The sequence below is a fragment of the Endozoicomonas acroporae genome, from assembly GCF_002864045.1.
Classification (GTDB): domain Bacteria; phylum Pseudomonadota; class Gammaproteobacteria; order Pseudomonadales; family Endozoicomonadaceae; genus Endozoicomonas; species Endozoicomonas acroporae.
In genome coordinates, this window is record NZ_PJPV01000106.1 from 1 (window position 1) to 12,675 (window position 12,675).

A 12,675-nucleotide genomic window follows, 5' to 3' on the forward strand; every position below is an offset into this window, starting at 1 on the left:
CAGACCTCGTTAAGAAAGCGGTGGTTGCAAAGTTGGAACGGATTGATGCAGCAAAAACGCCAGTAGTAACCTCAATCCCTCAGCAAGGACTTCCAGCAAGGGCAAGCATACCAACTCAAGGGAACCAGGTTGCCAACAGTCGCATTCAAGGGCCGCTATCTAACTTTGACGCGGCAATGGAAGCTCTGGATCGTCTTCGCGAATTGGGAAATGCAGAACTTGAACTGCTGGAACCCCACCGAAGCCAAATGACTTATGTTGAATTAAGCACTGCTATCTGCAAAATGAGCTACGCAGTGGATTCAGAAACACGGAAAGAATGGACTGAAGCCAGCGAGAAAAGGAGAAGAGACCCACTTGGGCTTGATGAAATAGTGGAATGGGATTTGGATTCATTGGCGACATTGGATTCATTGGCGACAGAGTCAGAACTGGTCAACAACGATGACTGGATGGAAGAGTTCCTACAAGGGCTGTGATATGCATTAAGAAGGTCTTGAAACTGTTGGGACTGCATAACAAAATCTCCCATTTCAGGGCTTAATGAAGCAAGTAGATCGACTGCTTGGGCAAAAGCAAAAAATATGGCAAACATGTCGTGGATTGCAACGAAGCCTACACATCAAAACCCGCTCATGGAATGGATCGATTGATGTTAGGCTTGGAGCTTCAAAGGTAATAAAGGGTAATGGCTTTACTGTTGATCGTGATATCAATGGTGCCAGAAATATTTTTATTAAAAATTTAACCAGGCAGCTTGAGCCTGAGATCATAACAACGAATGTTGCGTTCGTTGCGGTTTAAATCAAGAGTTTGAACGTATCAATGGAGCAGACAACCATGCCGGAGCTACCAGAAGTTGAAACCACCCGGCGAGGCATTAAGCCTCATATTGAAGGTCACACCATTCAGGAAATCATCGTCCGTGAACCCAGACTCCGCTGGCCGGTGCCTGACAATATCAATCAAATCCTCAGTGGCAAGACAATCAGGCAGGTAAAGAGAAGGGCAAAGTATCTGTTGCTGGATACCGGGTCAGGCCACCTGATTCTGCACCTGGGGATGTCCGGCAGCCTGAGGGTGATAAAAACCAATACACCTCCGGGAAAACACGACCATATTGATATTCTGCTGACCGACGGCCAACGGTTAAGATACACAGATCCTCGCCGCTTTGGCGCTGTTCTCTGGTCTGCACGCCCTCTCCATGAACATAAGCTGCTCAAGCATTTGGGGCCTGAGCCGCTGGACAGTGAGTTCACGGCCCGGCGTCTATGGCAAATGTCCCGGGGCAGAAGCCTGTCTGTCAAGACGTTTATCATGGACAATAAAGTAGTGGTCGGTGTCGGTAATATTTATGCCAGTGAAGCGTTGTTCAAAGCCGCAATAAGGCCTGACCGGGCCTGTGGCAAAATCTCTCTGAACCGCTATGAACGGTTAGTTGACGCCATCAAAGAGACTCTGGCCAAAGCCATTGAACAAGGCGGCACCACCTTGCGTGATTTTGTCGGGGGAGATGGCAAACCCGGTTACTTTAAACAGGAGCTGGCGGTGTATGGCCGGTCAGGCCAGCCGTGTATAAAGTGCGGCAAAACCATTAAGGCAATAAAACTGGGGAACCGGAGCAGCTGTTATTGTGCTCATTGCCAGCGGTGATGAACGACAGTATTAAGGAGCTGTCCTGAAATAATTTCCACATTTCTGGGTTTCAAAACTACGTTCGTCCTGAGCCTGTCGAAGGGCGTTAACTCCGAGGCATGATAGATTGTGCCAGGCACCCTTCGACTCCGCTCAGGATGAACGTAGTTTTGGGACCATGAAATGTGCAAATTATTTCAGGACAATTCCTAACGACTTAACAGAGAACGCAATTTGAGATTGATAAACAACTATTGCGTGCAAAAAAATCAGGAACTTGTCACGGGCTTAAATGGTCAGATTCGTCACTGTTTGCATATCATCTCAAACCAGCGAAAACAGGTCATTTCAAGTCGCTGCCAAGACGGGGTCATGAAAAGCAGATGAATCTTACAATTAACGCCAAATATGATCCCCTGGGAAATTGGTATCAGGTAGACAAACCCTACGAAGGGTTTGGTAATGTCATCAAGCTGGATATACATACTAAGGACTATTACCATGGAGTCGACTTTTCCAACACTCAACGGGTTGTACAAGCAGTATCCTGCCAGCCTCCCATCCTGGTTGATTCGTGCGAGTCAAGCAGTTGCCTGGTAGAAATGGATTTATCCAGCCGCTATATAGTGGTTAACGATGAGTGGCGAGGCCCTGACTTTCATGTGATCGTCCAAAAATTACAAGAGAGAAGGATATACGCCTTGACTCCAGTTCAACGTGAAGATTTTCATGCCGTAAAATCCATGCTTGAAAAAAGCTACTACACAGATGACGGTGAGTTAAGGGACAGTACATTTAAAGGGCATTTGTCTCCGGCAAACATGGCTGAAGCGGGCATCGGGTTGCACAGGGAAGGAGTCGAAGGAGTCGTAAATTGTCACTATGTTTTTTTTGGATATGGCGCGAGTGACTATAAGCACCACTATATGTCAATTAAACGATGGCATGACTGCTGGTCTACACCAAAGGTCAGGCATCAAGAGTTGTATCATTGTCCGCCCTGCATAGAGAGAAAAAAATACCAATATCCAGTGTTGACCACTGAGTCTGGTGAAGATGTCACCGGAGCAACATTCCAAATGGTCATAGGGGGTGGTTTTGTCCCGCATCCAGACCCCGGTTGCACACAAGCAGTGCTGGTGACTAACAAAAATCATGAATTCCCTGTAATGGACAGCCAGGCCGCACAACGCGAAGTGTTTTTGATCATCATTGACACACTGAAGAAAGGGATCAGACACAGGATTGAGAAAAATGATATTGGTATTTTGGACTTCGCCCAACAGGTTCAACAGGTGATATATCTTGAACACTTCAATGCCTTATTGGTGAAGCTTCAGCTGGAAACAGACCGATTCATAACGCTTTTAAACCAGTTTCAATTGCAGGTAGAAAATAAAGATGACAAAGATGAGATCAGAAAAAAAATAAAGGTAATTACTGAGGCATTAACAGCGGATGTCATTAAAAAAGAAATAAGTGAATTTATTGATGTAATCACTAATTACGAGAAGGCAAACGCTTTTTCAACAATAATGAAACGACTGAAAGACCGTAAGCGTATGGCTGGAGCCGAAGATATGCCTGAGCTTGATAGGGTTGAGCAAGAGCTGGTCAAATTGAGTAGAAGTTATTCCGGGCGATTTTTTCTGGATAATTTTTTTGACAGTTCCGTCAAGACAGCAGACTTTGACGATTTTTTTGCCGATTTTCAGCACTATTTCTGGAACAGGTCAGACGACAGTCAGTTAATTGCTGATATAATGATTTCCCGTTCTGAACTTCTGGCAACCATAAACCCGGTTCATGATAAAGTCGAAGAGCTGTTAACCACCTACCTGGAAGCTTGCAATAGCCAGGATCCTTCTGTTTCAGACAACCCTGCTCAAACTTTGCAAAGCCCTCTGTTAGGTGAGTTTGTACCCTGTCGGCTAACCTCTGCATCCCTGGCTAATAATAAAACGTCTTATTTTTGGAAAATAACAAGGAATATTTTATGGAAAACAAGGAATACTTTTCGAATACCAAACTGCTGCGTAACCGGCTGGTTGACTGACACTGACCACGTACTTCACTGTCATTTACCATCTTGATTATCGGTCACTCTGCACAATGAGGAGAATTGTGGGGCAGCTTTTTCTTCAAGACCTGGTACTGTTTTTTTGTTAAAAAGACCATTTTCTGTATCCAGAGGTGAACAATGAGCAACTATCAACGTAGCTCGGACAGTAAACTGGTCTATTCCACCGATGTTGGTCGAATCAAGGAAGAAACCGCCCAACCGGAAGTGGTTGGTGATGGCAACGTGCGGGTCCGCCCGGAGAAAAAAGGACGAGGCGGTAAACTGGTCACCGTCATCAGCGGGCTGCCACTATCAGGTAATGAACTGAAAGCGTTGGCCAAGCAGTTAAAGAAGCGCTGTGGCGGCGGGGGTGCGGTTAAAGAGGGTAATATTGAACTTCAGGGAGACCACGTTGATATCATGGTTGAACATTTGAAAAAAGCGGGTTTTGATGCCAAAAGATCCGGTGGCTAGTACATGGTGTCAATGAGTGTGACGTGTACGATCTCCGTTCACCCTGAGCGGAGTCGAAGGGTGCTTGGCACGATCTATCAGAGTCCGCAGTTTCCGCCCTTCGACAGGCTCAGGACGAATGGAGTGCGGAGGCACGACACCCCGTCAAACTCATTGAAACCATGTAAAGGCTGAACGGAATCAAACGGTTTTCAGCCGGTCAGCATAAGCCTGCAGTTCTGTGCCCAGTTGCTTGATCAGTGGATCGTCATTATCTCTGGTCATCTCCAGGGCGGATATCTCAATAAAACTGGCCACTGACATGGTTGCTGCACGTGTTTGCTGACAGGCATCAAGAATGTTACGCACAATTCCCAGCGTTTTCGTTCTTTGTTCCTGCAGTTGACCGGTGAACAGCTGGTTGTACCATTTTGCCGAGGTACCGCTTTCCAGCGATGCCATGGCCTGCACAAGCGCTTGCGGAATAGCAACGTTACTGATCCCGGTCTGAGCTACATCAGGCTGCTCTATACAGGTCCGGACTTCAAGAAACAGTGCGATGATCTTACTGGCCTGGTCGTTGGTCAGAGACTTCTCCGAAATGGCTTCCTGAATGTGTGTCCGGCACCCGGCAGTAGCTTGCTTTGCCTGTGCGTTTACCGGCGACTGATCGGTGATTTTCTGTAGTTCGGTATCTATGTTGTTCAGTAGCGCTTCCTGCCGGTTATCTGTGCAAGCCAGTGTTTCCGTCAGTTGTCTGCTGAGTTGGGAGAGAATCTTCGAGTATTCAGACTGGCTGCTTTCACACTCGCTGTTGATGTTTTCTGCCTGCTTCCGGATTAACCCCGTGGTCTTGTAATAATCCGAATACTTTGTGAGTACGGCATCGGTTAACTGCTTATTTGTCTGGCTGGTTTCAGCCGGGCGATAACCATTGATTTCCGACGTCAGCTGTTCCGGTATTGTGGTTATCAGACAGTCAAAAGCGGCCGCTCCCGACATCAGGCACGCCAGCTTCTGTTCATCGCCAATCACTTTGAACGCCTCAATCATCTCTGCCAGGCGAGCCTGTTCATCGACTTTCTGGCGGGCAAACATCTGCAGCAGTGCCTGAGTCTCATGGGGTTTATTCACCACATTGAGTGTTTTTTTCAGGTGGGTTGGCGAGGTAAATATCGGGCCATAGACATTGATAAACTGCTGATCAAACGCCTGATCTTCAGTATTTTCTCCAGACTGACAAAGCAGCTGTCCAACGTCTTTAAATTTATTCAGTACCGTTTTTTGCGTTAACGGTGCAGGGCCATCCAAAAGCAGCTTACGACATAGCAGGTTTAACAAATGGTAGCGGCTGTTGCCCCGGTCAGGTGTCAGCTCTGTTAAAAGCTGCCAGACTTCACCAGGCAACTTTTTATCGAAGGAAGCCAGTTTGCCAATGGCCTTGTCGATGTGAGTCAACGACTCCAGGGACAGCTCCGGCTCGTTAGCGGATGAAACACTGTCCAGCAGCGCCAGGGCATCCTGGCACGCTTTACAGGCCTTATCAGGGTTCATTGACAACCGTTCGCACTTCTGCCCGGCCGCTGACAGGAAAGGGCTGAGAGGAACATAGCGCTGATATTCCGAAGCCACGTAACGGATAACAGACTGGCTGGCTCTTTTGCCGTTCTCAGGGCTGTCAGTATCGAGTGTTATTGCCAGTGCTTTTAGCGGCTGTGATACTAAATCTTCCGCTGAGTATGTCGGCTTCTGGCTCTGCGGGTGTGGCAAGGGTGCAGCATGGGCAGGTTCAACCTTAATTGTGGATATCGGTTGAGCAGAGGTGCTGGCCATGTTATGCAAAGAGGCTGATAAACCCGGTTTCTGTAATTGCTGCTGTAGCTCAGACGCTTCCCGTTCCAGACGTTGACTTAACTGTTTCTGAAGTATCTGTGCCGGCTTTAAGGGTTTGGTATATCTGGTTAGCCGACTTTTGGCCTCTTTAAAAACACTCTCAACTTTTGCCAATTCATCCACCGCCGACGGCTGCAGTTGCTCAATGGGTTCTTCTTCTGATTTTTTCCGTGTTGATGCCAGTGCTTTTTCCAGATTTTTTATCTTTTCCAGTGGCGGCATTAATCCCCGGATCATGAACGCTGAGATTTCAGAGGAGTGCCGGTATAAAAAACGATCATCCATCAACAGGCTCTGGATTCTCTGGTTGTAACAGGTCATCAGCTCATGAGCCTTTTTGTAGAGTTCTGACAGTTTTTTCCTGAGTTCACTCTTATCACTGATTGCAGCCGCAGACAGTGCACTGATGTCAGACAAAAGCTTCTGCTCTATGGTTTTGGAATCCTGTTCCCACGGCTCAGCGGGATACTCTTGCAGCCCCCCGTTATCAGCAGGTTCTGCCACAACCTGCCCTTTAAGCTTGCGGTGATCGGTCATCTGCTCAGACGGAGCCTTACCCTCAGCATGGAATGGGCCATTAATAGTGACAAGTGCTTCACTACTTGAATCTTTTTGTATTTGCTCAGAATCCATGACCGTTGTCCTGTCCTTGCCTTCAGGCGTTTAACCTCTGTGTGCCAGAAAATGCCGTTTTCTGGCCTTTGTTATCATCTTTATTCTGTTTGCAGTGGTACGCTGCTTACCGGAACCACTCATGGCTAATTACTGATAATTACTCGGCAGCGTAGCTGGATGCTGGATAACGGCTCGTCGGAAAGGGACATCCTGTGTCAGACTGGATGCCTGCGTAAAGAGGTAGCAGGAGCCTGCAGGATAAAGAGCAACCTGTTTCTGCCCGGAGTCGTGGGGTTTAAATGGGAGTTTGCCTTGACGGCGAGTTTGGGTTGCATTCCCACGGGGGATAGGGTGTTGCGAAAGGCTTTAAAAAGACGGGAACCACAAAGGCACAAAGACACAAAGTTTTTCTGGGCTTGTCTGAGCTGTGTCTGGCAAATAAAAAAGGCTTTCCTTTGTGCCTTCGTGTCTTTGTGGTTCAAATCTTTTATATCTTTTGCAACACGACCTTGGGAACCAGTTGCCTGTGGTATATCAAAGCTTTCAGGTACGGTTCTTTGCTTTGGCCTGCAAAGCAACTTTTTCCTCATCAGACAAAAAAGCAATACTCAAACCGTTTTCCTGTGCCTGGCGGATATCATCCTGTGTCAGCCCGGCCGCAGGTGCCGCAACCTCATATTCATGGGGCAGTTCAATGCCCTCCACCGCTGGATCGTCCGTGTTGATGGTGGCCAAAATGCCATGGTCGAGAAACTGCTTGAGTGGATGGCTCTGAATATCGGGGAAAGTATTGGTCTGGATATTAGAAGTCAGACAGGACTCAATACCGATCTGGTGTTCTGCCAGATAATCCATCAGCTCAGGATCATAGATGGCTTTTACTCCATGACCTATGCGGGTAGCACCCAATTCCCTGATGGCCTGCCACATGCTTTCCGGGCCAGCGGCTTCTCCGGCATGAATGGTGATGTGCAGGCCAGCATCACGAACCTGGCGGAAATGGTCAACAAACAGCGCTCCGGGTTTACCCAGCTCATCACCGGCAAGATCAATCGCAACCAGCTTGTCTTTGCATGCAAGGCAGGCATCCAGCTCTTTCTGGCAGGCTTCCTGGCCAAAGGTACGGCTCAAAATACCGATCAGGTTGGTTGCCACACCGAAGTCACGGCTACCGGCAGTCACGCCGTCAATCACCGCTTCAACAACACCTTCGGGGTCAAGGCCGTGGGTCATCGCCATGTACCCCGGACTGAAGCGCAGCTCGGTATAATCAATGCGGGCGTTCATGGCATCTTCGACATTTTCATACGCTATCCGGCGGCAATCATCGTAGTCCGCAAGGACCTTAACGCCCCAGTCCAGCTTGCTTAAAAAACTGACCAGGTCCGGTTCCTGGCTGATGACCCGGACATGGGGAATCAGGTCTTTCAGGTTGTCTGCCGGAAGCTGAAGATTATTCTTCCTGCCCAGATCGAGAATGGTTGCCGGTCGGATATTGCCATCCAGATGGCGGTGGATATCGGTCAGGGGAATTGCTGGTGTAATCATGGCGTTTACTTATTTCTATGATCAAAAGGTGAGGGGCTCTATGATACCTGATTTTTCAGATAAGGAAGCGTTCCCGGGGGTCTTGGGTTGGAGAAAGCAGGGTGCATGGCGGTTGGTTCGGAATGTCGGCTCCTTCAGGAACCGACGCGGTGACACCCTTTTATGGGCTTTTGGCAACAGCTGATCGTGGGAACGAGTCCATAAGACCAATGTCCGAAATCATAATATTCCGGACATTCGACCAGATGTTAGTGATTAAACTGCTTGAAACGCCTGACCAAACCATTGGTTGAGCTGTCCTGATCGGTGGTTTCCTCTTTGGCGCGAATTTTCGCAATCAGGCGATCACCCAGTACTTTACCCAGCTCAACGCCCCATTGGTCGAAGGGATTGATCTGCCAGATAGTGCCCTGGACAAAGACTTTATGCTCATACATGGCAATCAGTGCACCGGTGGTTTCCGGTGTGATCTTTTCAGGAACAATCATACTGTTCGGACGATTGCCCGGAATCACCTTGTGAGCAGCCAGACGTTCCACCTGGTCAGCATCCATACCAGAAGCGATGAGTTCATCCCGCACTTCTTCCAGCGTTTTGCCCTGCATCATGGCCTGACTCTGGGCCAGCGCATTGGTAAACAGCCAGGGATGTTGTTCGCCAATCGGGTTATGAGTGGTGGCCGGAGCGATAAAGTCCACGGGAATTAACCGGGTGCCCTGGTGCAGCAGCTGGTGGTAGGCGTGCTGGTCATTAGTACCGGTTCCGCCCCAGATCACGGATCCGGTGTGGTAGGCAACGGTGCTGCCGTCTTCACGGGTACGCTTGCCGTTACTTTCCATATCCACCTGCTGCAGGTGGCCCGGCAGATCACGCAGGAAGTAGTCATAGGAGATAACAGCATGGGATTCAGCACCCATAAAGTTCTGATACCAGACGCCCAGCAGACCGGCAATCACCGGCATATTTTCTGCCAGAGGGGCTGAGCAGAAGTGCTGGTCCATGGCCTCAGCGCCTTTCAGCAGACGCTCGAAGTTGTCGTAGCCGACCACCATGGAAATCAACAAGCCGATGCTGGACCAGAGGGAGTAGCGACCGCCAACCCAGTCCCACAGCGGCAGGGTGTTTTCCTGGGCAATACCAAACTGGTCAATGGCCTTCAGGTTGGTGGAGATGGCCATAAAGTGCTTACGGATATCCTGCTCGGCACAGCCCTGGGCAATCATCCAGGCTCTGGCTGCCTGGGCATTTTGCAGGGTTTCCAGGGTACCAAAGGACTTAGAGGCAACGATAAACAGCGTGGTTTCCGGATCAATTTTACCCAGGACTTCAGACAACTCGTTAGGGTCAATATTCGCCACAAAGTGATGTTCAAAACCCTTAACGTGGTAAGGAGTCATGGCATTAATCGCGGTTTTGAGCCCCAGGTAAGAACCACCGATACCAATATTCACGATATGTTTGATCGGCTTGCCGGTATGGCCAAGCCACTGTCCGGAGTGAACCTGTTCAGTCATGGCCTGCATACGGGCACGGGTTTCACGGATCCCGGGCATGATGTCTTCACCATCCACCAGCACCGGAGCATCACCAAAGCTTCTCAGTGCCGTATGGAGCACCGCACGCTGTTCCGTGTAGTTGATCTTGTCACCGGCAAACATGGCGTCACGGGCTTGTGCCAGATTGGCCTGCTCCGCCAGCGTTACCAGGGATGCCATTACATCGTCGTTAATCAGGTGCTTTGAGTAATCAAGAAACAGGCCTGCAGCTGCAAGGCTGTAGCGGTCAAACCGGTTTGGATCTTCAGCAAACAGGCTGCGCAGATGGGTATTGGCCATTTGCTGTTGCAGAGCCGCCAGTTCTTTGGATGCGGGCAGATGATCCAGAGCAGTTGAGTTAATCACTGTCTTGCCTCATTAGATAAGGATGGAAGGTAGGCTGGATAAGAAAGGTGGGGAATATACCTTACTTATTGATAGCGGGAAAATAGTTAGCATGATACGAGTCAACCCTATCGATTATATAAAAAGACTTTCACCACAAAGGCACAAAGTCACAAAGGAAGAAAAAAGAAATCTTTTCTTTGAGTCTCTGTGCCTTTGTGGTTCAAATTCAAATCTATCAACCTAATATCAATCCTCCTGTTCGCTTACACCACTCACCGATTTTGTCGGCGTTTCAGGCAGTAATTGATACTCTGCAAGAGCCTTGATGACACTTTCCCGGTAACGCGGGGGGCCCCCACAGCAAGAACTTGACTGCATATCCAGTGGGCAACGGCGCTCAACTGTCCATGTACCGTAATTTTGCGGCTTGGGAAGCGAGGGTTTTTGCCCGCTGACAGCATCACTTTGGGGCGCATTAACAGAACTGCCAGCCACCTGGCTTGCACAGCCGTCGTCGTACACCTTGGCTGTTGTTGCTTGCATGATAACCTCTCTATTGACCAGTCAAACCCCGAACAGGCTATTCCATACCCACTCAGTAGCTACTTTGAACTGGTCAACTGGTCTGGCCGAATTATCCGCAAAGGCAACTGTGGTCGTATAACTGATGATGTTCCGCTTATCCTGGAGCGCCTGGGTATTGGCCCACATGAATGTCTGGAGACTATGCGCTGGAATAATCGCTTTCACCGCGCGTTGGCCTCACTGAAAACTTATGTAGAAAGCATTGGAAAAGGCTGGGTTCATGGCATGGCTGTGAGCAGGGGGCTTTTTATCTCTTTCCCAGTGTTCGCCATGGGGCTGCTGCTATCTGTTGCCTACCCGCCGGTTCACCATGGTTATCGTCAGAGTCAGTCCCATGTTCGGTCAGTACATGGTACACAGGGCTGCCTGGTCGGGTGGGTTTTCCAGTGTTCGCCATGGAGTTGCGGCCTGTTGCTATACCGGCCTGCCCGTCCGCCAACGGTTCACCATGGTTATTGGTGGATTCATACCCGATCGGTTCGAGGTACACAGAGTCAGGGGGGGCGGGTTCTTTTTCATTACCCACCAGGGGATTGCTGCCCCCTGTTGCTATACCGGCCTGCCCGTCTGCCAACGGTTCACCATGGTTATCGGTGGATTGATACCCGATCGGTTCGAGGTAAACAGAGTCAGGGGGGGCGGGTTCTTTTTTATTACCCACCAGGGGATTGCTGCCCCCTGTTGCTATACCGGCCTGCCCGTCCGCCACCGGTTCACCATGGTTATCGGTGGATTCATACCCGATCAGTTCTAAGTACACAGGGATGTCAGAGGGGGCGGGTTCTTTTTCATTACCCATCAGGGGATTGTAGTCCCCTGTTGCCGTGTTCCCTTGTCTGAATGTTAACGTTTGGTAATGGCCTGGGGGAGCAGGCAGCGGTCTCTTGTTCCTCGGCCTGAACGACAACGGTTGATAATGATCCAGGGGAGGAGCAGGCAGCGGTCTCTCAGCACGGGGGCGGCCGCTGGCTGGGGGCGGCATGGGTTCCGCGCGGTTACGACCAAAATTAGTCGATGACATTCGTTCTCTGATTCCCTGAATACCCTGTGATACCGAGTTGACCGCAGCGCTTGCCAGTTCTTTACCACGAGTCAGTGGTTTCATCGCCAGCTCCTGACCACGCAATCCCTCCCGGTAACCGGTAATCCATTGATAGCTTGAATAGCCGACAATCCCCAATCCCAATCCGCCCGCCAGAAGGGAACCTGTGGTAATTCCTCCCAACGTAGCGGCTGTTGACACTGTGTTGGCTGCTGCTGCAGCTGTTGGCTCTTTAGCGGCTGTTGATGCTGTAGTGGATGTTGACTCTTTAGCGGCTGTTGATGCTGTAGTGGATGTTGACTCTTTAGCGGCTGTTGATGCTGTAGCGGCTGTAGTGGGTGTTGACTCTTTAGCGGCTGTTGACGCTGTATCGGCTGTAGTGGGTGTTGACTCTTTAGCGGCTGTTGATGCTGTAGCGTCTGTTTTTACCGGACAAACCGATAAATCCAACGCATCCCGAAATTCAGTTCTCGGAGAGCAATTGGGTTTTAACACACGTAAGTCTGCTTTTTGGCATAAAAGCTGATCATTGGGGATAGATCCAGGATTCTTATTATTGCTATTGACAATGCTGTTCACCTCCGTGGTGTGGGCAACCGTTCCACCAGGGTAAACCGACCCCCCGATGCTGGCGTATGCTGATTTATCCTCGGTTGTGACATAGCTGTTCACCGCCGTGGTTTTGTCAACCGTTCCGTAAACCATCCCCCCCCCAATGGCGGCGTCTGCATTGACACCCTTGGTTGTGACATGGCTGTTCACCGCCGTGGTTTTGTCAACCGTTCCACCAGGGTAAACCCCCCCCGCCCCGATGCCGGCGTATGCTGATTTACCCTCGGTTGTGACATAGCTGTTCACCGCCGTGGTTTTGTCAACCGTTCCGTAAACCATCCCCCCCACTCCGATGCCGGCGGGTGCATTGTCACCCGAGGTTTTGACCGTGCTGTTCACCGCCG

Annotated in this window: 11 protein-coding genes; 5 read left to right on the forward strand and 6 right to left on the reverse strand. The window is 49.8% G+C overall.

Annotated features, from left to right (window positions below):
* The 5 genes from CX664_RS26515 to yciH all read left to right on the forward strand — a co-directional run.
* Positions 1 to 479 (forward strand): hypothetical protein (locus CX664_RS26515; RefSeq protein ID WP_180966532.1); only part of this gene is annotated, 479 nt, incomplete at its 5' end.
* Between the two features lie 64 nt (positions 480 to 543).
* Positions 544 to 804 (forward strand): hypothetical protein, encoded by a 261-nt coding sequence (locus tag CX664_RS17115; RefSeq protein ID WP_101747920.1) that lies wholly within the window; start codon positions 544 to 546, stop codon positions 802 to 804.
* A 36-nt stretch (positions 805 to 840) separates the two neighbouring features.
* Positions 841 to 1,656, forward strand: coding sequence for a bifunctional DNA-formamidopyrimidine glycosylase/DNA-(apurinic or apyrimidinic site) lyase (mutM, locus tag CX664_RS17120; RefSeq protein ID WP_101747929.1), 816 nt, complete (start codon positions 841 to 843; stop codon positions 1,654 to 1,656).
* A gap of 236 nt (positions 1,657 to 1,892) precedes the next feature.
* Positions 1,893 to 3,731, forward strand: coding sequence for a hypothetical protein (locus CX664_RS17125; protein ID WP_146000091.1), 1,839 nt, complete (start codon positions 1,893 to 1,895; stop codon positions 3,729 to 3,731).
* A 107-nt stretch (positions 3,732 to 3,838) separates the two neighbouring features.
* The gene (gene yciH, locus CX664_RS17130) at positions 3,839 to 4,174 is read left to right on the forward strand and encodes a stress response translation initiation inhibitor YciH (RefSeq protein ID WP_101747922.1); all 336 of its coding nucleotides are present in this window, start codon (positions 3,839 to 3,841) and stop codon (positions 4,172 to 4,174) included.
* A gap of 180 nt (positions 4,175 to 4,354) precedes the next feature.
* Here the strand turns inward: yciH and CX664_RS17135 are convergent, their stop codons facing one another.
* The 6 genes from CX664_RS17135 to CX664_RS26520 all read right to left on the reverse strand — a co-directional run.
* Positions 4,355 to 6,679: a hypothetical protein gene (locus CX664_RS17135; RefSeq protein WP_101747923.1), complete on the reverse strand. Its 2,325-nt coding sequence runs from the start codon at positions 6,677 to 6,679 to the stop codon at positions 4,355 to 4,357.
* A 525-nt stretch (positions 6,680 to 7,204) separates the two neighbouring features.
* The gene (gene add, locus CX664_RS17140) at positions 7,205 to 8,209 is read right to left on the reverse strand and encodes an adenosine deaminase (RefSeq protein ID WP_101747924.1); all 1,005 of its coding nucleotides are present in this window, start codon (positions 8,207 to 8,209) and stop codon (positions 7,205 to 7,207) included.
* A 248-nt stretch (positions 8,210 to 8,457) separates the two neighbouring features.
* Positions 8,458 to 10,110: a glucose-6-phosphate isomerase gene (pgi, locus tag CX664_RS17150; protein ID WP_101747926.1), complete on the reverse strand. Its 1,653-nt coding sequence runs from the start codon at positions 10,108 to 10,110 to the stop codon at positions 8,458 to 8,460.
* A 228-nt stretch (positions 10,111 to 10,338) separates the two neighbouring features.
* Entirely contained in the window at positions 10,339 to 10,635 is a 297-nt protein-coding gene (locus CX664_RS17155) for a hypothetical protein (protein ID WP_101747927.1), read from the reverse strand.
* A gap of 21 nt (positions 10,636 to 10,656) precedes the next feature.
* Complete coding sequence (locus CX664_RS25825; RefSeq protein WP_146000092.1) at positions 10,657 to 10,842, reverse strand: hypothetical protein; 186 nt, start codon at positions 10,840 to 10,842, stop codon at positions 10,657 to 10,659.
* 82 nt (positions 10,843 to 10,924) lie between these two features.
* A partial coding sequence (locus tag CX664_RS26520) for a hypothetical protein (protein WP_180966533.1) occupies positions 10,925 to 12,675 on the reverse strand: 1,751 nt, incomplete at its 5' end.